We start from the raw sequence: 19,587 nt of genomic DNA, 5'->3' as shown, positions 1-19,587 counted from the left end.
GTGACAGCAAACACAGCGGGACCCCGGATCAAGGCCGGGGTGACGAAGCTAAACAGCCAAGCCACCTGTTCATCTTTGGCATGGGCTATGCCGCGCAAGTGCTGGCCAAGGCCCTGCGCGCCCAAGGCTGGCAGGTCAGCGGCACTGGCCGCGCCGGCACGATCGCCTTTGCCGATAGCGCCGCCGTCCACGCCGCCCTGGCGCAGGCCAGCCATGTGCTGTCTTCGGTGCCGCCTGCGCGCGAAGGCGGCGATCCGGTGCTGGAAACCTATGGCGCGGCATTGGCCAACTGGCCGGGCGCGTGGATCGGCTATTGGTCGTCCACCGGGGTCTATGGCGATGCGCGCGGCGCCTGGGTGGATGAAACCGCACCGATCGGCGGCGGGCGGCGTTCCGCGCGTGTGGCGGCAGACCTGGCTTGGCAGGCGCTCGATCCTCGCGTGCGCGTGCTGCGCCTGCCCGGCATCTATGGCCCGGGGCGCAGCGTAATCGACAAGCTGCGCGAAGGCACCGCGCATCGCATCATCGCCCGCGATCAGGTGTTCAGCCGCATCCATGTGGACGACATTGCCGGCGCTACGATCGCCGCCTTTGCCGGGCCGCCCGGCGTCTATAACCTGGCCGACGACGAACCCGCCAGCCAGAACACCGTGGTGGAAGAGGCCGCGCGACTCACCGGCTTGCCCCTCCCGCCGCTGCTCACCGCCGATGAAGCGCAGCTTTCTACCATGGCGCGGGGGTTTTATGCCGAAAGCCGCCGCATTGCCGCGGGCAAGGCGCGCCGCGTGCTGGGCTGGCGCCCGGCCTATCCCACCTATCGCGAAGGGTTGCGCGCTTTGAGCGCCATGACCAGCCCGACCATCGCCAGGACAGAGCCACCTGCGGCCAGCAGCGACCAGCGGTAATCCTCGAACACGGTCGACAGCGCCATGGCCACCACCGGCACCAGCACGCCATTATACGCCGCGCGGCCCGCGCCCATGTCTTTGAGCAGCTGGAAATAGAGCGGGAACGTGATCACCGAACCCACGATCGCCAGATAGAGCACGCCCGAGACATAGGACCAAGTCCAGTCGACCGTCGGCGGCCCGGCCAGCACCAGCGCCACCAGCCCGTCGATCAGCGCGCCGATGGTCATGGCCCAGGCCAGGATCGGCACCACCGGTCGCGCCCGCGCCGCGCCCGAGGCCTGGATCACGTTGGCCACCGATGCCGCCAGGATGGAAACCGTCACCATGGCGATGCCCAGCCACGGCGTGGTCGTGGCCGGCGCCACGCGCACTTCGTGCAAGACCAGCAGGGCAATTCCCGCCAGCGCCACGGCCGAACCGGCCCAGAACCCGCGCGGCACGCGTTGCCCCAGGAAGACGTGGGCCAGCACGGCATTGGGTACCATCAGCAGCGCATAAAGCACCGCGACCAGGCCCGATGTCAGGTGCTGTTCGGCGGGATAGAGGAACTGGTAATTGATCGTGAAGTGAAAGAAGCCGATGCTCAGGGCCAGCGTCCAGCCCTGGCGATCGAGCGCGAGGCGATCCCTGCGCAGCACGGCCAGCACAAAGGTGCCCAGCGCCGCCAAGGCAAAGCGATAGCACACCGACCAGCTTGGCGGCACGCTGCCGGCCTGTCCCTTGATCACCAGCCAGGTGGAACCCCAGATCAGCGCCACGGCCAGGAACGGGATAACCACGCGCGGCCGCCACAGGCTTTCCGGCGGGGCGGGAGAGGCTGCGCTCACAGCGTGCGAATCGCGCGGGCCAGCGCGGCAACATGGGCCGGATCGCTGTTCCACGCGGTGACCAGCCGGGCCGCACCCGGCGAGCCGGCTGGCGCGGGCCAATCATAGAAATCAAACCCCATGCCGCGCAGCGTGGTCTTTTCCACATCGCTCAGCGTCACGAACAGCTCGTTCGCCTCCACCGCATGCAGCAGGCGCCCGGCGCAGGCCGTGGCCAGTTCCTGCGCGGCGGCATTGGCGGCACGGGCATTGGCCAGCCACAGGTCATGCTCCAGCATGGCCAGGATCTGCGCCGCCAGATAGCGGCCCTTGGATTGCAGGTGCCCGGCGCGCTTGCGGCGGAAGCGGATCACATCGGCCAGATCCTCGTCGAACAGCACGATCGCCTCTGCCCCGAGCCCGCCGTTCTTGACGAAGCCAAAGCTCAAGGCATCGACCCCGGCCTGCGCGGTGAGCGCGGCAGGATCGCAATCGAGGAACGCCACGGCATTGGCAAAGCGCGCACCATCCATGTGCAGCATCAGGCCGCGCGTGCGTGCCAGCGAGCCGATCGCGGCCACTTCGTGCGGGCGATAGGCGCGGCCATATTCGCTGGCCTGGGTGATCGAGATGGCATGCGGCTGCACCTGGTGCACGCCGGGGCGAATCGGATCGATCGCGGCGGCAATGCTTTCGGGCGTCAACAGCGCGCCATCGCCCTGGGCCAGGATCAGCTTGGCGCCATGGGTGAAAAAGCCCGGCGCGCCGCCCTCGTCCATCTCGATATGCGCCTCGCGGTGGCAGACCACGGCGCCGTGCGGCGGCACCATCGCGCTCAACGCCAGGCAATTGGCCGCCGTGCCGGTGGCCACCCACAGCGCGGCGCAGGGCGTGCCGAACAGCGCGGAAAACGCCTCGTCCAGCGCGCGGCTCTGCGCATCGGCATCATAGGGAAAGTCGGGCGCGTCGGCGGCCTGCATCGCGGCCCAGACGCGGGGGTGGACGGAAGCGGCGTTGTCAGAGAAGAAATGCATGGAAACCGCACTGCCTGCGAAGGCGTTGTGCGGTCAAGCCACCCGTTGTTGCAGGGTGCAGGGAGAACCGCCGTGGACCAGACCGTTTCCATCACCCACGACAACCAGGGCAGCCACGGCGCCTATCATGCCAGCGTGGCCAACGAATCCGCCCAAGGCGTGCTGACCTGGCGCGAGGCAGCGCCCGGCGTGGTCGTGGCCGATCACACCCTGGTGCCCAGCGCCATCGGTGGGCGCGGCGTGGCCGCACGGCTGGTGGACGCACTTATTGCCGACGCGCGCGAGCAAGGCTGGAAAGTGGTGCCGGCGTGCAGCTATGTTGCCGCGCAATTCCGCCGCCATCCCGAATGGGCCGACCTGCAGGCCTGAGCGCGAACGTTCTGATCTGGCTGGGTTTGCCGGGAAATGGTGCTGCTGGGGAGGATTGAACTCCCGACCTCAGCCTTACCAAGGATGCGCTCTACCACTGAGCTACAGCAGCACACCATTTCCGCGAAAGCCGGGGCGCCGGGCGCCTGGGCTTCGTGCCATCGGGGCCTTGCCGCCGGTGGAGGCGCGCTATTGGCCGCACGGGTTGGCAAAGTCAAGCGGGGTTGCCGGCAAAAAATTCGCGCGGCAAAGAACCATGGCCATGAACCTGTCGAAAACCCCATCGCCTGCCGCCCGCCGCGAAGAGCGCCTTGCCCAGCGCCTGCGCGAGAACCTGCGCCGCCGCAAAGCACAGGCGCGCGCGCTTTCAGAGACCCAAGAAGAAATGGCGCCGCAGCGCTGGGAGAATGGCGGCGAATCGGCGTGACTCGCCTTTCCAAATCGCCCCCGGCCCGCTAGGGGCCGCGTTCTTGTCTCCTTTCTTGCAGCAGGAAGCCTCGATGCCCCGTTTGATCCTGATTCGTCACGGCCAGTCGCAATGGAACCTGGAAAACCGCTTCACCGGCTGGTGGGACGTTGACGTGACCGAAAAGGGCGCGGCCGAAGCCTTTGCCGCCGGCCAGCTGCTGAAAGACAAGGGCGTGCTGCCCACGGTGGCGTTCACCTCGCTCCAGACCCGCGCGATCAAGACGCTGCACCTGGCGCTGGAAGCGGCCGGCCGCCTGTGGGTGCCCGAAACCAAGGACTGGCGCCTCAACGAGCGGCACTATGGCGGGCTGACCGGCCTCGACAAGGCCGAAACCGCCGCCAAGCATGGTGACGAGCAGGTCAAGGTGTGGCGCCGCAGCTTCGACATTCCGCCGCCGGTGCTCGAAGCGGGCAGCGCGTTCGATCTGGCCAGCGATCCGCGCTATGCCGGCATTCCTGTGCCCGCCACCGAAAGCCTCAAGGACACCATCGCGCGCGTGCTGCCGGCCTATGAGGAACTGATCGTGCCGGCGCTCAAGGCCGGGGAAACCGTGATCGTTTCGGCCCATGGCAATTCGCTGCGCGCGCTGGTCAAGCACCTGTCGGGCATTTCCGATGCCGATATCACCGGCCTGGAAATCCCCACCGGCCAGCCGATCGTCTATGAACTGGACGACAACCTGGCCGAAGTGGAACGCTATTACCTGTCGGAGCGCTGAGGAGCGCACCGACGCCCGATGGGGGATTTGGGATGAGTGAAAGTGCGCAAGTCGGCGCGCAGGTTGCCATCATCATGGGCAGCCAGTCCGACTGGGAAACGATGAAGAACGCCGCCGCCGTGCTGGAAAAGCTGGGGGTGGCCCACGAATGCCGCATCGTTTCGGCCCATCGCACGCCTGATCGGCTGGTGGACTTTGCCAAGACCGCGCACACCGCCGGCTTCAAGGTGGTGATCGCAGGGGCCGGCGGCGCGGCGCACCTGCCGGGCATGGTCGCATCGATGACGCATCTGCCCGTGCTGGGCGTGCCGGTGGAATCCAAGGCGCTCAAGGGCATGGATAGCCTGCTCTCGATCGTGCAGATGCCCGGCGGCATTCCGGTAGGCACCCTGGCGATCGGCGCGCCGGGCGCCACCAATGCCGGCATCCTGGCGGCTTCGATCCTGGCGACGACCGACGCGGCGCTGGCACAGCGCTTGATCGCGTTCCGCCAGGCGCAGACGGATGCCGTGGCCGAGCGTCCGCAATGAAGACGTTTGGCCCTGGCGCGACGATCGGCATCCTGGGCGGCGGGCAACTGGGCCGGATGATGGCCCTGGCCGCCGCGCAGCTGGGTTATTGCGCGCATGTCTATGCCCCCGAACCGCGCGCGGAATCCGTCGCGGCGCAGGTGAGCGCGGCCTATACCCAGGGCACGTATGACGACGAAGCCGCGCTCGCTGCCTTTGCCGCGCAAGTGGCCGTCGTCACTTATGAATTCGAGAACGTGGCAGCCGCGCCGCTGGCAGCGATCCTGCCCCATGCCGCGCTCTTTCCGCCCGCGCGCGCGCTGGAAGTGGCGCAGGACCGTGTGAACGAGAAATCGTTCGTGGAAACGCTGGGCGGCCGCCCGGCGCCGTGGATGCAGGCGGACGGGGCGGAGGATCTTGCCCGCGCCGTGGCAACGATCGGTGCCCCCGGCATTCTCAAGACCCGGCGCGATGGCTATGACGGCAAGGGTCAGTGGCGCATCATGACGCCGGCCGACGCCGCCGGGCTGGACTTGCCCGCCGTGCCGCTGATCTACGAAGGCTTCGTCGAGTTCTTCGGCGAATTTTCGGTGATCCTGGTGCGCGCCCAGGATGGCAGCGTGCAGTTCTGGGACAGCGCCCGCAACGAGCACGAAGACGGCATCCTGGCGCGCTCCACCGTGCCCGCCCCGGCCGAGATCGCCGCGCAAGTGCCCGCCGCGCGCGCGCTGGCCAAGCAAGTGGCCGCCGCGCTGGACTATGTCGGCGTGCTGACGCTGGAATTCTTTGCGACGCAGGATGGCCCGGTGTTCAACGAAATGGCGCCGCGCGTGCACAATTCCGGGCACTGGAGCATCGAAGGAGCCATCGCCAGCCAGTTCGAGAATCACGTGCGCGCGATCCTCGGCCTGCCGCTGGGCAGCACCGAACTCGTCACCCAGGGCGCGGTGATGGACAACCTGATCGGCGAAGCGGCCGATGCCTGGCCGCAACTGCTGGCCGATCCGGCCAACCACCTGCACCTCTATGGCAAGGCGGAAACGCGCCCGGGCCGCAAGATGGGCCATGTTACCCGGCTGGTGAAGTAAGCCATGGGCGCGGCGTTGTTCCTGATCGTGGCGCGGGCCCAGGACGGCACGATCGGCGACAAGGGCAAGCTCGCCTGGCACATTCCCGCCGATCTCAAGCGGTTCAAGGCCCTGACCATGGGCAAGCCGATGATCATGGGCCGCAAGACCTTCGAATCGCTGCCCGGCCTGCTGCCTGGCCGCCGCCACGTGGTGCTGACCCGCGATGCGGCCTGGTCGGCGCCGGGCGCGCAGGTGGTGCACAGCCTGGACGAAGCGCTGGCGAGCGTGGCCGATGAGGCAGAAGCCGCGGTGATCGGCGGGGCGGAAATGCTCGCGCTGTTTGCGCCGCTGGCCAGCCGCTTTGAATTGACCGAGGTGCATGGCGCGTTTGGCGGCGATACGACGATGCCCTATCCCGATGCCGCCTGGCACGAGATTGCCCGCAGCGAGCATGAGGCCGGCCCCGGCCATCCGGCCTTTGCCTTTGTCACGCTGGAACGGGCCGATGCACAACAAGAAGGCAGCACGCCATGATCCGGCTCTATGCACGCGAGCGCGTGCCTGAAAACTGGCGCGGCGCCATCGTGGCGCTGGGCAATTTCGACGGGTTCCACCTGGGCCACCAGGCCGTGGTGGCCGAAGCGGTGCGCTGGGCGCGGGCCGAAGGCCGCCTGGTGATGATCGCCACGTTCGATCCCCATCCGGTCTGCCATTTCGATCCCAAGGCGCCGCCGTTCCGCCTCACCTCGCTCGACCAGCGGCAGGAACTGTTCGCCGCCGCTGGCGCCGATGCCATGCTGGTGTTCGAATTTGACGCCACCCTGGCACAGACCAGTGCGCAGGATTTCGTGGGCCAGTTGCTGGCCGATCGCATCGGCGCCGCCGGCGTGGTGACCGGCGAGGATTTCACCTTTGGCAAGCAGCGCGGCGGCAACATCTCCGTGCTGCGCGAACTGGGCGCGCAATACGGGCTTTCCGCCCGCGCGGTGGGCCCGGTGCAGCGCGACGGCGTGGTGGTGTCTTCCAGCCGCGTGCGCGAGGCGCTCAAGGCCGGCGATTGCGCCACGGCGGCGGCGCTGCTGACGCGGCCCTTTGCCATTCGCGGCATTGTCCAGCATGGCGACAAAGTGGGCCGAACGATCAATTTCCCCACCGCCAACCTGGCCATGGGCAAGTATCTGCGCCCGGCCTATGGCATCTATGCCGTCAAGGGCCGCCTGTGCGACGGGCGCGAACTGCTGGGTGCGGCCAACGTCGGCATCCGCCCCACGTTCGATCCGCCCAAGGAACTGCTGGAGCCGCACTTCTTCGATTTCACCGGCGATCTCTATGGCCAGGAAATCGAAGTCAGCTTCCACCACTTCCTGCGCCCCGAGGCCAAGTTCGACAGCCTGGATGCGCTGGTGGCGCAAATGGCGCGCGATTGCCTGGAAGCGCGCCGGCTGCTGGAAAACGCCTGATTTTTCCTCCGTTTCGACGCGATTGGCGGCTGCCTGGTTGACAGGCCAGCCCGCCACGGCTTGATCGCGCGGGGCCCGATCTTATCGGGCTGGGTGGAAAGGACATGGCATGGTGTGGTTGCGGGGCGCTCTGTTTACCGGGGCGCTGGCCTTTCTGGTGCTCACCTTCGTCAATGCCAGCTGGATCGTCACCGCCGCGCCCGGGCGGCCGCGCCTGATCGCCAACGGCGGCATCACCCAGGATTACAAGCCGGGCGGGCGCAATGCCCCTTGCCCGGCGCGGGAAATCCTGCCCCCACTCCATGCCATTCTCGAAGATACCGCCCGCTCGGTGTTCACCGCGCGGCGCATGGGCGCCGATTACGTGGCGATCGACGTGGTGCGCACGGCCGACAACCATCTCGCGCTCTATCCCGACGCCGATCTGGGTTGCCGCACCGAGGCGACCGGCCCGGTCACGCAGATGACCATGGCCGGGCTGGCCCGGCTCGACGCCGGCTATGGCTATAGCGCCGATGGCGGCAAGACCTTTCCCCTGCGCGGCAAGGGGCGCGGGCTGATTCCCTCGCTCGACGAAATCCTGGCCGCCGGCGCGAGCGGCCGCTTTATCTATCGCTTTCCCGGCAACGACGTGGCTGCGGTGCCGCTGCTGGTCGACGCGCTCAAGCGCAATGGCCACGATGCACGCGCGCTGGGCGAGGGCTTTGTCGGCAATGCCGCGCTGGTGGCAGCGGTGAACCAGGCGCTGCCCGGCGCCTGGACGATCGACCCTGTCCAAAGCCGCACCTGCACCAACGATTATCGCTGGAAGGGCTGGACCTCGCTGGTGCCGGCCAGCTGCCAGGGCGCCACGATGATCGCCGCGCTCGAAGACAGCTTTCCCAGGGGCGCCATCACCCTGTGGGGCTGGCCCAACCGCGTGCAGCAGCGGATCGAGGGCGTGGGCGGCCATGTCATGGCGGTGGCCAGCGAAGGCAGCGGCGATGCCCTGGGCACCGGCCTACGCCATGCGCGCGAATTGCCGCAGGTGCCCGCATCGTTCCACGGCACCGTGCTGATCGACAATTTCTGGACCGTCGGCCCCGCCCTGCGCCCCGACATGGACGCGCGCACCAATGCCGAAGCCGTGGCCGCGCAGGACCGCGACGAGAATACGCCGTGATGGGAGGCAGTGTCGCCCCCAACCCCAACCTGTTCGTCACCCCGGACTTGATCCGGGGTCCAGCTTCTTCTGGCTACCTTGCGCTGCTCGTCGAAGAATAGCGGGACCCCGGGTCAAGCCCGGGGTGACGTGGAATGCTGACGGCGGGACACCTCTTGTACCTCTCACTGCATCCGGCATTTGCAGGAATCCGCACAGATCGCTAAGGCCCGCCGATCATGACCGAAACGCGCGACTATCGATCGACCGTCTTCCTGCCGAAGACCGATTTTCCCATGAAGGCCGGGCTCCCGCAAAAGGAGCCGGGGATTCTCGCGCGGTGGCAGGACGAGGACATTTATGGCCAGCTGCGCGCCGCGCGCGAGGGCCGGGAAAAGTTCATCCTTCACGATGGCCCGCCCTATGCCAATGGCGACATGCACATCGGCCATGCACTGAACCATATCCTCAAAGACATGGTGGTGCGCACCCAGACCCTGCTGGGCAAGGATGCGCCCTATGTGCCCGGCTGGGATTGCCACGGCCTGCCCATCGAGTGGAAGGTCGAGGAAGAATACCGCAAGAAGAAGAAGAACAAGGACGAGGTTCCCCCGAAGGAATTCCGCGCCGAATGCCGCGCCTATGCCCAGAAGTGGGTGGACGTGCAGCGCGAGCAGCTGAAGCGCCTGGGCATCAACGCCGCCTGGGACCGGCCCTACCTGACCATGGATTTCCAGGCCGAAGCGACGATCGTGGGCGAACTGCTCAAGTTCGCCGAATCTGGCCAGCTCTATCGCGGCGCCAAGCCGGTGATGTGGAGCCCGGTGGAAAAGACCGCACTGGCCGAAGCCGAAGTGGAATACGAGGACATCGTTTCCACCCAGATCGACGTGGCCTTCGAGATCACGGATTCGCCGATCGAAGCGCTCAAGGGCGCCTATGCGGTGATCTGGACGACCACGCCGTGGACGATCCCGGTGAACCAGGCGCTCGCCTATGGGCCTGAGGTCGATTACGTGTTGGTGCAGGCCGGCGACAAGCGCGTGCTGCTGGCCGCGCTGCTCGCCGAGGCGGCAGCCACGCGCTTTGGCTTGACACTCGAAGCCCCGCTGTGGACCGGCAAAGGCGCCGACCTCGCCGGCACAATCGCCCGCCACCCGATGCACGCGCTGGGCGGCTTCTTTGCCGAACCGCGCCCGCTGCTCGCTGGCGATTTCGTCACCACCGAATCGGGCACCGGCCTGGTGCACATGGCGCCCGACCATGGCGAGGACGACTTCGAGCTGTGCAAGGCGCACGGGATCGAACCCAAGTTTGCCGTCACGGCCGATGGCAAGTATCGCGAAGACTGGGGCTGGCTGGCCGGCCAGGGCAGCGTGATCAATCCCAAGTTCAACGCGCCCGATGGCCCGATCTGCGCGGCCCTGGCCGAAGTCGGCGCGCTGATGGCGGCGAGCGCGGACTACAAGCATTCCTATCCCCACTCGTGGCGGTCGAAGGCCAAGGTGATCTTCCGCTGCACGCCGCAGTGGTTCGTGCCGATGGACCAGGCCCGCGAGGGCGGCAGCTTGCGCGAAAAGGCCGTGGCGGCGATCGCGGCCACCCGCTTCGTGCCGGAAAAGGGCCGCAACCGTATCGGCGCCATGGTCGAAGGGCGGCCTGACTGGGTGCTGTCGCGCCAGCGCGCCTGGGGCGTGCCGATCACGCTGTTCGTCAACCGCCAGACCGGCCAGTACCTGGCTGATCCCGCGGTCAACGCCCGGATCATCGCCGGGATCATGGCCGAGGGCGTCGACGCGTGGGACGACGAGCGCGCGCAGGAATACCTCGGCGCCGATTACAACGCCGATGATTACGAGCGCATCACCGACATTCTCGACGTGTGGTTCGATTCCGGCTCCACCCACGCCTTCGTGCTGGAATCCGGGCGCTGGCCCGAACTGCGCTGGCCGGCCGATCTCTACCTGGAAGGCAGCGACCAGCATCGCGGCTGGTTCCAGTCCTCGCTGCTCGAAAGCTGCGCCACGCGTGGCCGTGCGCCCTATGATGCCGTGCTCACCCACGGCTTCACCATGGACGCCAAGGGCCTCAAGATGTCCAAGTCGCTGGGCAACACGATCAGCCCGCTGGACCTGATGCGCGATTACGGCGCCGATATCCTGCGGCTGTGGGCGCTGTCGGTGGATTTCACCGAGGATCACCGCATCGGCAAGGAAATCCTCGCCGGCGTGGCCGACCAGTATCGCAAGCTGCGCAACACCTATCGCTATCTGCTGGGCGCGCTCGACGGGTTCAGCGAAGACGAGCGCGTGGCACCGCAGGACATGCCCGAACTGGAACGCTACATGCTGGCGCGCCTGGCCGGGCTCGACGCCACCCTGCGCCAGGCCGTGGCGGACTATGACTTCAACACCTATGTCCGCAGCCTGACCGAGTTCTGCAACGAAGACCTCTCGGCCTTCTTCTTCGATATCCGCAAGGACAGCCTCTATTGCGATGCGCCGGCCGATGCCAAGCGCCGCGCCTATCGCACCGTGCTCGACGTGCTGTTCCACGCCCTGGTGCGCTATGGCGCGCCAGTCATGGTCTTCACCGCCGAGGAAGTGTGGCAGAGCCGCTATCCCGGCGCCTCGGTACACCTGCTGGAATGGCCCGAACTGCCGGCGGCAGAGGCGGACATGGCACAGTGGGAACGCCTGCGCGCGCTGCGCACCAGCGTGAACGAGGCGATCGAGCCGCTGCGCCGCGAAAAGGTGCTGGGTTCGGGCCTGGAAGCCAAGGTCACCGTGCCGGCCGACGCCCCCGAAGCCGAAGGCGGCCTGGCGGAACTGTTCATCAGCGCGACAGTTGCGCGTGGGCAGGAGCTTTCCGTGACCCGAACCGATGACCACAAGTGCGGCCGTTGCTGGCGCCACCTTCCCGAAGTGAGCGAAGACGGCGCGCTGTGCGGCCGCTGCGAAAGCGTGGTTGCCGCCATCGACGAGCCTGCCGCGTGAGCTTGCTGACGCGCAACCGCCTGGCCGGGTTTGCCCTGGCCCTGGCCACCTTTGCGGTGGACCGGGGGGTGAAGGCGTGGATCGCCGGGCCGCTGGCCCTGCCCGAACAGGGCGCTATCTACATCACCAGCTTTTTCAGCCTGCGCTGGACGCAGAACCTGGGGGTGTCGCTGGGCCTGCTCAGCGCCAGTTCCAGCGAAGGCCGGCTGGCGCTGCTGGCCATGACCGGGCTGATCGCGCTGGGCGTGGCGATCTGGATGCTGCGCGAAAAGGCGATGGGCGAGCTGGCTGGCCTCGCCGTGATCCTGGGCGGGGCGATGGGCAACATCTACGACCGCTTCACTCGTGGCTATGTGATCGACTATGCCGATTTGCATTTCGGCGAGGTTCGGCCCTTCCAGATTTTCAACCTGGCGGACGCGGCAATCACGCTGGGCGTGCTGATCCTGCTTGCCCGTTCGCTGTTTTCGCGCGAAAAGCGCGAGCCGGGCAGCCCCAGCCCTACGGAGATTTAAGTAATGCGCAAAGCCGTCGCCCTTGCCTTTCTCGTTTCGGCCGGGAGCTTTTTGGCTGCGTGCAGCTCCAACAGCTCGCTGTTCAACCGCGTGCGCCCTGACGAATTCGCCGTCAGCCGCCAGGCGCCGCTGGTCGTTCCGCCCGATTTCGCGCTGACCCCGCCCAACCCCGGCGCGCCGCGTCCGCAGGATGTCGATTCGTCGAAGCAGGCGCTCGATGCCCTGTTCGGCGGCCCCGCGCCGCGCAGCGCGGTGGAGACCGACACCCTGGGCAAGGCTGGCGCTTCGGCCGTCGGCATCCGCAGCACGGTGGGCGATCCGCAGACCAAGACCGTCGCCAAGGGCGCCCAGGTCAAGGACATCCTCGCCGCGCCGCAGGGCGATGGCGCCGCTGCCCGCGCATCCATCCCGGGCTGATCGCGCCGCGCCAGGACATGCATTGCAAAAGGCCCGCCGGCATTCCCGGCGGGCTTTTTCATGCCCCGCCGCGCCGCCGCCCTTGCGGTAAGTGACGCGGGCAGCGGCATTTCCTGACATTGCTTCATGTTACGTTCAGGTAAAATAGGGCCAGCAAGCGCCGCAAGCGGCCCTTGCTGGCTGCAATGATGAAATGTTATATCGTTCCCGAACAAGTGGAACGAACCCGGCGGAGAGGCCGACGAACACCACGCCTGCGTCAGGCGGCGCTGCCAACAGCGCGCCAGCGTGGGTGCATGCAAGGTTTATGGAGGAGATTTCGATGCGTTCCATCCTGATGCTGGGATCAGCGGTCCTGGCTCTGGCCCCTGCTGTGGCCTGGGCCGATGCCCCGTCCCCGGCGGCTGATGCCCCAGCGGCCGACGCGCCTGCCAGCGACGGCGCGGCCGATGGCGGCACGGCGGGCGGCGGCAGCAGCAATGCCATGCCGATCGTGGTCACCGCCACGCCGTTTGGCCACACCATCGATGATACGCCCACGGTTTCTGCGCGCGTCGATGCCGATGCGATCTCGCGCGCCGGCGGTGCCAGCATTGCCGATGCCCTGCGCGATGTGCCCGGCGTATCGTCCACCGGCTTTGCCTCTGGCGCCAGCCGCCCGATCATTCGCGGCATGGACAGCAACCGCGTGCGCCTGCTCGAAGACGGCACGTCCAGTTCCGACGTGTCGGACATCGGCCCCGACCACGGCATTCCCATCGATCCGCTCTCGGCCCGCTCGATCGAAGTGGTGCGCGGCGCGGCCACGCTGCGCTATGGCAGCCAGGCAATCGGCGGCGTGGTCAACACGATCAACAACCGCGTGCCCACCACCCTGCCGACCGAGGCGATCTCGGCCGAAGCCAGCACCAGCTACACCACGGTGAACAAGGGCGTCGAAACCGCAGCGCTGGTCGATGGCAAGGCCGGCCAGCTGGCCCTGCATGCCGACGGGTTCTGGCGCACCACCGACAACTATGACACGCCGCTCGGCACCCAGCAGAACTCCTGGTTCAACGGCTGGGGCGGCTCTGTTGGTGGCTCGTATTTCCTGCCTGGCGACAAGAGCCACGTGGGCCTGGCCGTCACGCACTATGACGCGCGCTACGGCATTCCCAGCGACACCACCTATATCGACATGCGCCAGACCAAGGTGATGACGCGCAACAGCTTTGCGCTGGATTCGGGCCTGCTCAAGACGTTTACGCTCGACGGCAGCTATGGCGATTACCAGCATTCGGAAAAGAACCCGGATGGCTCGATCAACACCACCTTCAAGAACAAGGAATGGAACGGCCGCGGCGAACTGCTGCTCAATGCCATGGGCCCGGTGCGCAACACGGCGCTGGGCGTGGAATACCAGCACCGCGATTTCTCGGCCGTGGGCGAAGACAGCAGCTACCTGAACCCGGCCACCAGCCAGAACATCGCCGGCTACCTGTTCACCGAAATCCAGCTCGCCGATCCGCTCCACGTGGAAGCCAGCGGCCGCGTGGAACACGTGCGCATCACCGGCACCCCGGCCGATGATGCCTTCACCGTGCGCAAGTACACGCCGGTGAGCGGCGCGATCGGCGTGCTCTATACGCCGATCAAGGCAGTCAAGTTCGGCCTCAACTTCTCCAGCACCGGGCGCGCGCCGGCGCTGACCGAACTGTTCGCACGCGGCGCCCACGATGGCCCGCAGACCTTTGAGACCGGCGATCCCAACCTCAAGATCGAGCGCGCCAATTCGCTCGAAGGCAGCCTGCGCGTGCGCCAGGGCGGCTTTGCCTTCACCGGTTCGGTCTATTACACGTGGTACAAGAACTATATCTATGGCGAGCTGACCGGCCGCACCTGCGATGATGATGGCGTGTGCACCGCCAGCCCCGACGGCGAACTGCGCGAGCTGTTCTATCGCCAGCAGGGCGCGAAGTTCCGCGGGCTTGAAGCGGAAATGAGCCAGGAGCTGGTCAAGACCGACGAAGGCACGTTCACCGCCAAGGTGCTGGGCGATTACACCCGCGCAACGCTCGACAACGGCTCCAACGTGCCGCGCATCCCGCCCTACCGCATCGGCGGCGGCTTTGCCTGGGCGGGCAAGACGCTCGATGCCGGGATCATGTTCAGCCACTATGGCCGGCAGGACAAGGCGGGCGATTTCGACACGCCCACCGCTGGCTACAACAACCTCAACATGAATGTCGCGTGGCGCCCGTTCAAGAGCCACCCCGGCATCGAGCTGGCGATCGTGGGCCAGAACCTGACCGACGATACCCAGCGCCTGGCCACCGCGCTCAACAAGGATCTGGTGGTCATGCCGGGCCGCTCGGTCCGCTTCGTGATCAAGGCCGCCACGTTCTGATGGCCCTGGCGTGCGGTTCCCCATGACAGGAACCGCACGCCATCCTTCATCCCGGCTTCAGCGGCCACTGCCGCCGATGCGATCGAAACCGCTGGGCGTGGCATCGCTGCCAAAGCGATAGCTGGACGCGGTAATCGCGCCGCGCAGGTCGTTTTCCGAATAGACGCAGATGCCCGGATCATTTCCGGCCGCACCCACCGCAACCATCAGCGGGATGAGGTGATCGGCCTGCGGATGGCAGATGCGCGCGGCCGGCGCCTTTTCCCATTCCAGCAGCGCCGCCGCGCGTTCGGCCGGCGCCAGATCGATCAGGGCATGGCGCAGCCAGGCATCGAAGGCTGCCGATGGCGCCGCCGCCGCGGCGTTGAACTGGCGCAGGTTGTGATAGCTGAACCCCGACCCGATGATCAGCACGCCTTCGTCGCGCAAGGGCGCCAGGGCGCGGCCCAGCGCCAGGTGCGCCGCGACATCATAGTCGGCGCGCAGCGACAGGCTGAGCACGGGAATATCCGCCTCGGGCCAGATCGGCTGCAGCATCGAGAACGTGCCGTGGTCGAAACCGCGCGTCGGATCGGTGCCCATCGCGATGCCGGCTGCCTTGCCCAGTTCCACCACGCGCCGCGCCAGATCGGGCGCACCGGGCGCGGGATAGCGGATATGATAGGTGTGTTCGGGAAAGCCGTAATAGTCATAGACCATGCCCGGCTGCGCGGCGGTCGACACGGTGAACTGCGGCTCTTCCCAATGGCCTGAAACCACCAGCACCGCGCGCGGACGGGCAGGCAATTGCGCGGGCAAAGCCTTGAGCGAGGCTTCCAGCCAGGCAAAGCCTTCGCGGAACGGGCCATCGAGCCAGGGCCAGGGGCCGCCGCCGTGCGAGAGAAAGAACACCGGCTGTTGCTGCATGCGAAATCCATCCTTTCCCGTCCTATCTATGGATTGTTGTGGCCAATGACAGCGGCCAAAACCCTGCGCATCTTGTTGGCCCAAGTTGAACGCGCCGCTCCCTCGCGGCAGATGGCCGGATGCAGGGCGCAAAACCGCAGCAAAGGGTGGCACCATGGCCAAACCGTAATGTTTTGATCACGCCCCCGGCAGGGCACACGGGCTAGACCGCTTTTCGACGGTGAGCAGCTTGGACCCGCGACGTGACGGTCCCCTGTTCCGGTTCCGCTTGGGCTGCTCGCCGTCACCCTGCCGCATGGCGCAGACCCCGCTTTCCCGATCCCCGGTTTTCCGGTAGCCGTCGATGCGCACAGGGCCCTTGCCCTTTCCGCGGCATACCATCCAGTACGTCGGAAAACCTCTCGTTTCGGAACATCCCAGGCCGTGTCACGCCCCATCTTCTTCGATCCCACCGGTCAGCGCCGTCGCTGGACCCGCCGCCTGGCCTTTGCCGTATTGGCCATTCTGGTTGGCATGTGCGTGGTCTTTGCCACCACCGTGGCCACGGTTACGCCGCGCGAACCGCTGAACTTTGCCCAGGAACACATGGCGCCGCTGCGCCTCAAGGGTCAGGTCAGTCGCCTGTCGCACCGCCTGGCCGCGCTGCTGGGCCGGCCCGCGACCGTGGTGCCCGCGCGCCAGCAGACCGCGCCGATCACCATCGGGTTCTACCAGGCAGAAAGCGATGAAAGCGCTGGCGCGCTGCAACACCACGTCGGCCAGCTCGATTGGGTTGCGCCCACGCTGATGTCGATCGATCACGCCGGCAACCTGACGGTGACCGACGATGCGCCGATGCGCCGGATCATTACCGGGTCGCTGCACCGCCCGCTGGTGGTGCCGGTCTTGCAGAACGTGCGCGAGAACACCGGCTGGGATGGCGCCGGCACTGCCGCCGTGCTGGCCAACCCGGCGCGCCGCCTGGCCCTGGCCACCGCGATCGATGCCGCGCTCGACAAGTCGGGCGATGCGGGCGTGATGATCGACTTCGAAAACCTGCCGCAGACCGCGCTGGCCGGGCTGCACAAGTTCACCGCCGACCTGCACGCCCGCCTCGCCCCCAAGCACCGCGTGGTGGCGATCACCATGCCGGTGGATGACGAGAACTGGCACCCGCGCGCCTTTGCCGATGTCGCCGACAAGATCGTGCTGATGGCCTACGACGAGCACTGGCAGGGCGGCCAGCCTGGGCCGATCGCCTCGAACGGCTGGTTCCTGGGCCACGTGGCTGACATGATCAAGGGCACCGCGCCGGGCAAGGTCGTCGTCGCGCTGGGCAGCTATGGCTATGACTGGCACGAAGGCCATGCCGATGCGCTGACCATCGAAGAAGCCTGGCTGGCCGCGCACGACAGCGGCACCATGCCCGCGTGGGACAAGGCCAGCGGCAATGTCGGCTTTGCCTATACCGACGATGCCGATACCCAGGATGGCACGCCGGCGGTGCGCCACGATGTGTGGATGCTCGATGCCGCCACCAGCTGGAACCAGATGCTGATGCTGCGCCAGTTGGGCCTCGGCTCGGTAGCGTTGTGGCGGCTGGGTTCGGAAGATCCCGGCTTCTGGGACGTGCTCAAGACCTGGCGCAGTGGCAGCAAGACGCTTCCCGATCTTTCGCGCATCACGCAAAGCAGCAATGTGGACGTGGAAGGCAATGGCGAAATCCTGCGCATCGATGCCACGCCCACGCCCGGCACGCGTACCCTCGCCACCGATCACCGCCTCGGCCTGGTGACGGGCGAACGCTATGATTCGCTGCCCACGCCCTATGTCGTGCGCCGCACCGGCGACCGGCCCAAGCTGGTATCGCTGACCTTTGACGATGGCCCCGATCCGACCTGGACGCCGCAGATTCTGGCGATCCTGGAAAAGTATCACGTGCCCGGTACGTTCTTCGTCATCGGCGAAAACGGCGTGGCCAATCGCGGCCTGCTGCAACGCATGGTGGCCGATGGCGATGAGATCGGCAACCACAGCTATACCCATCCCAACATGGCCAACAGCACGCCGACCGGGATCAAGCTGGAACTCAATGCCACGCAGCGCCTGATCGAGGCCTATACCGGCCGCTCCACCCGCCTGTTCCGCGCCCCCTACTTCGGGGACGCCGAACCGACCACGGCCGACGAACTCGATCCCGCGCTGGTCGCGCAGAACCAGGGCTATACCATTGTCGGCCTGCACGCCGATCCGGGCGACTGGATGCGCCGCCCGGCCGACGAGGTGGTGAAGCTGACGGTCGATGCGGTCAACGCGGGCAATGCCGATCGCTCTGCCAACGTGATCCTGCTGCACGATGGCGGTGGCGATCGTTCGCAGACCGTGGCCGCCCTGCCGCGGATCATCCAGCAGCTGCAGGCCCAGGGCTATCGCTTCGTGCCGGTGTCCACGCTGGCCGGGCTCAAGCGTGATGACGTGATGCCGGCCGTCAAGGGCTGGGATCTCATGGCAGTGCGGCTCGACATCGGCATCTTTGCCGTGCTGGCTGCAGCGCTTGCCACGCTCAACTGGACGTTCTTCTTTGCCATTGCGCTGGGCACGCTGCGCGCTGTCGGGCTGACCGGCCTGGCGCTGTTCCCGCAGCGCAAGCTGGACCTGCCCTGGCTCAATCGCACCAAGGACGGCGGAGAAGATCCCACGCCCTATCAGCCGCGCGTGACCGTGATCATCCCGGCCTATAACGAAGAGCGCGTGATCGAAGCCTCGGTGCACCGCATCCTGGCAAGCACTTATCCCGCGATCAACGTGATCGTGGCCGATGACGGATCCAAGGACGCGACCAGCGCGATCGTGGCCAAGGCATTCGGCGACGATCCGCGCGTGCGGCTGATGACGCTGGTCAATGGTGGCAAGGCCAGCGCGCTCAACCGCGCGCTCGCCGCCGCCGATGGCGAAATCATCGTCGCGCTCGATGCCGATACCCAGTTCGAACCTGCCACCATCGGCAAGCTGGTGCGCTGGTTCGAAAAGCCGGAAATCGGCGCGGTGGCCGGCAATGCCAAGGTCGGCAACCGGGTGAACCTCGTCACCCGCTGGCAGGCGGTGGAATATGTCACCGCGCAGAACATCGAACGCCGCGCGCTGACCCGGTTCGACGCGATCATGGTCGTGCCCGGTGCTGTCGGCGCCTGGCGCCGCGAAGCGCTCAACGATGTAGGCGGCTATCCCGAAGATACCCTGGCCGAAGACCAGGATCTGACCATCGCCATTCAGCGCCACGGCTGGAAGGTGGCCTATGACGAAGACGCCGTGGCCTGGACCGAAGCGCCTGAAACCCTGCGCGCCCTGGGCAAGCAGCGCTTCCGCTGGGCGTTCGGCACGCTGCAATGCCTGTGGAAGCACCGCGCCGTGGTGGCGCAGCAGCGCCCCTCGGGCCTGGCCTTCGTGGGGATTCCGCAGGCCTGGCTGTTCCAGATCGCCTTTGCCATCGCCTCTCCGCTGATCGACCTGGCGCTCGGCATCTCGATCGTCGGTACGATCGTGCGGGTGATCCAGCACGGCTGGGCCCAGACGCAGACCGACGTGCTGCGCATGGGTGCCTATTGGCTGGGCTTTACCATGATCGACCTCGCCTGCGGCCTGGTGGCGTTCCGGCTCGACGTGCGGGAAAAGCGCCTGCCGCCGTTCCTGCTGCTCAGCCAGCGCTTCGTCTATCGCCAGCTGATGTACGGCGTGGTGATCCGCGCGGTCAGCGCCGCCCTGGCGGGCCTGGGCATCGGCTGGGGCAAGCTGGAGCGTACCGGCCGGGTAAGCGCGCCGGAAGGCAAGAAGACCTCCTGACCCGGCAACCGGCCTCCCGCCCTTCCCGTCGCGGCGCGACGAATGGAAGGGCGGGACGGCT

General features: G+C 67.0%; 17 protein-coding genes and 1 tRNA gene. 14 read left to right on the top strand and 4 right to left on the bottom strand.

Going from position 1 to position 19,587, the window contains the following annotated elements:
- Window positions 1–80: 80 nt before the first annotated feature.
- A complete protein-coding gene (locus C8K14_RS09515; protein WP_107716470.1) occupies window positions 81–905 on the top strand; it encodes an NAD(P)-dependent oxidoreductase in 825 nt (274 codons plus the stop codon).
- On the opposite strand, the gene C8K14_RS09510 is transcribed toward C8K14_RS09515, so the two are convergent.
- Window positions 815–1,738 carry a DMT family transporter gene (locus C8K14_RS09510; RefSeq protein WP_107716469.1) on the bottom strand — a complete coding sequence of 308 codons (924 nt, stop codon included), beginning with the start codon at window positions 1,736–1,738 and terminating at the stop codon, window positions 815–817. The genes C8K14_RS09515 and C8K14_RS09510 overlap by 91 nt on opposite strands.
- Window positions 1,735–2,751: a low specificity L-threonine aldolase gene (locus tag C8K14_RS09505; protein WP_107716468.1), complete on the bottom strand. Its 1,017-nt coding sequence runs from the start codon at window positions 2,749–2,751 to the stop codon at window positions 1,735–1,737. Before C8K14_RS09505 ends, C8K14_RS09510 begins: the two co-directional genes overlap by 4 nt.
- A 72-nt stretch (window positions 2,752–2,823) precedes the next feature.
- On the opposite strand from C8K14_RS09505, the gene C8K14_RS09500 reads away from it, so the two are divergent.
- Window positions 2,824–3,120, top strand: a complete 297-nt coding sequence (locus tag C8K14_RS09500; RefSeq protein WP_022676789.1) for a GNAT family N-acetyltransferase — start codon at window positions 2,824–2,826, stop codon at window positions 3,118–3,120.
- A 37-nt stretch (window positions 3,121–3,157) separates the two neighbouring features.
- On the opposite strand, the gene C8K14_RS09495 is transcribed toward C8K14_RS09500, so the two are convergent.
- Window positions 3,158–3,232, bottom strand: a tRNA-Thr gene (locus C8K14_RS09495).
- 144 nt (window positions 3,233–3,376) lie between these two features.
- Between C8K14_RS09495 and C8K14_RS22845 the strand changes: the two genes are divergently transcribed.
- The 11 genes from C8K14_RS22845 (at window position 3,377) to C8K14_RS09445 (ending at window position 14,801) form a co-directional block, all read left to right on the top strand.
- The gene (locus tag C8K14_RS22845) at window positions 3,377–3,547 is read left to right on the top strand and encodes a hypothetical protein (RefSeq protein ID WP_166643383.1); all 171 of its coding nucleotides are present in this window, start codon (window positions 3,377–3,379) and stop codon (window positions 3,545–3,547) included.
- A 73-nt stretch (window positions 3,548–3,620) separates the two neighbouring features.
- The gene (gpmA, locus tag C8K14_RS09490; protein ID WP_028657981.1) at window positions 3,621–4,307 is read left to right on the top strand and encodes a 2,3-diphosphoglycerate-dependent phosphoglycerate mutase; all 687 of its coding nucleotides are present in this window, start codon (window positions 3,621–3,623) and stop codon (window positions 4,305–4,307) included.
- A gap of 32 nt (window positions 4,308–4,339) precedes the next feature.
- A complete protein-coding gene (gene purE, locus C8K14_RS09485) occupies window positions 4,340–4,837 on the top strand; it encodes a 5-(carboxyamino)imidazole ribonucleotide mutase (RefSeq protein WP_054131784.1) in 498 nt (165 codons plus the stop codon).
- Window positions 4,834–5,904 carry a 5-(carboxyamino)imidazole ribonucleotide synthase gene (locus tag C8K14_RS09480; RefSeq protein ID WP_107716467.1) on the top strand — a complete coding sequence of 357 codons (1,071 nt, stop codon included), beginning with the start codon at window positions 4,834–4,836 and terminating at the stop codon, window positions 5,902–5,904. Before purE ends, C8K14_RS09480 begins: the two co-directional genes overlap by 4 nt.
- A 3-nt stretch (window positions 5,905–5,907) precedes the next feature.
- Window positions 5,908–6,420, top strand: a complete 513-nt coding sequence (locus C8K14_RS09475; RefSeq protein WP_062783548.1) for a dihydrofolate reductase — start codon at window positions 5,908–5,910, stop codon at window positions 6,418–6,420.
- Window positions 6,417–7,346 (top strand): bifunctional riboflavin kinase/FAD synthetase, encoded by a 930-nt coding sequence (locus C8K14_RS09470; protein ID WP_171799254.1) that lies wholly within the window; start codon window positions 6,417–6,419, stop codon window positions 7,344–7,346. The genes C8K14_RS09475 and C8K14_RS09470 overlap by 4 nt, the downstream gene beginning before the upstream one ends.
- A 109-nt stretch (window positions 7,347–7,455) precedes the next feature.
- The gene (locus tag C8K14_RS09465) at window positions 7,456–8,508 is read left to right on the top strand and encodes a glycerophosphodiester phosphodiesterase family protein (protein ID WP_107716466.1); all 1,053 of its coding nucleotides are present in this window, start codon (window positions 7,456–7,458) and stop codon (window positions 8,506–8,508) included.
- Window positions 8,509–8,726: 218 nt separating this feature from the next.
- The gene (ileS, locus tag C8K14_RS09460; RefSeq protein ID WP_107716465.1) at window positions 8,727–11,483 is read left to right on the top strand and encodes an isoleucine--tRNA ligase; all 2,757 of its coding nucleotides are present in this window, start codon (window positions 8,727–8,729) and stop codon (window positions 11,481–11,483) included.
- Window positions 11,480–11,998 (top strand): signal peptidase II, encoded by a 519-nt coding sequence (gene lspA, locus C8K14_RS09455; RefSeq protein ID WP_022676780.1) that lies wholly within the window; start codon window positions 11,480–11,482, stop codon window positions 11,996–11,998. The genes ileS and lspA overlap by 4 nt, the downstream gene beginning before the upstream one ends.
- Before the next feature lie 3 nt (window positions 11,999–12,001).
- A complete protein-coding gene (locus C8K14_RS09450) occupies window positions 12,002–12,415 on the top strand; it encodes a DUF3035 domain-containing protein (RefSeq protein ID WP_022676779.1) in 414 nt (137 codons plus the stop codon).
- Between the two features lie 322 nt (window positions 12,416–12,737).
- A complete protein-coding gene (locus tag C8K14_RS09445; protein ID WP_062783730.1) occupies window positions 12,738–14,801 on the top strand; it encodes a TonB-dependent receptor in 2,064 nt (687 codons plus the stop codon).
- A gap of 57 nt (window positions 14,802–14,858) precedes the next feature.
- Here the strand turns inward: C8K14_RS09445 and C8K14_RS09440 are convergent, their stop codons facing one another.
- Window positions 14,859–15,707, bottom strand: coding sequence for a class III extradiol ring-cleavage dioxygenase (locus tag C8K14_RS09440; RefSeq protein ID WP_062783536.1), 849 nt, complete (start codon window positions 15,705–15,707; stop codon window positions 14,859–14,861).
- A 423-nt stretch (window positions 15,708–16,130) separates the two neighbouring features.
- Between C8K14_RS09440 and C8K14_RS09435 the strand changes: the two genes are divergently transcribed.
- Window positions 16,131–19,526 carry a glycosyltransferase gene (locus C8K14_RS09435; protein WP_107716464.1) on the top strand — a complete coding sequence of 1,132 codons (3,396 nt, stop codon included), beginning with the start codon at window positions 16,131–16,133 and terminating at the stop codon, window positions 19,524–19,526.
- Window positions 19,527–19,587: the final 61 nt, after the last annotated feature.

The organism is Novosphingobium sp. GV079, from assembly GCF_003058045.1.
In the GTDB taxonomy this organism is placed as follows: domain Bacteria; phylum Pseudomonadota; class Alphaproteobacteria; order Sphingomonadales; family Sphingomonadaceae; genus Novosphingobium; species Novosphingobium capsulatum.
This window is presented reverse-complemented; position numbering and strand designations above follow the sequence as displayed.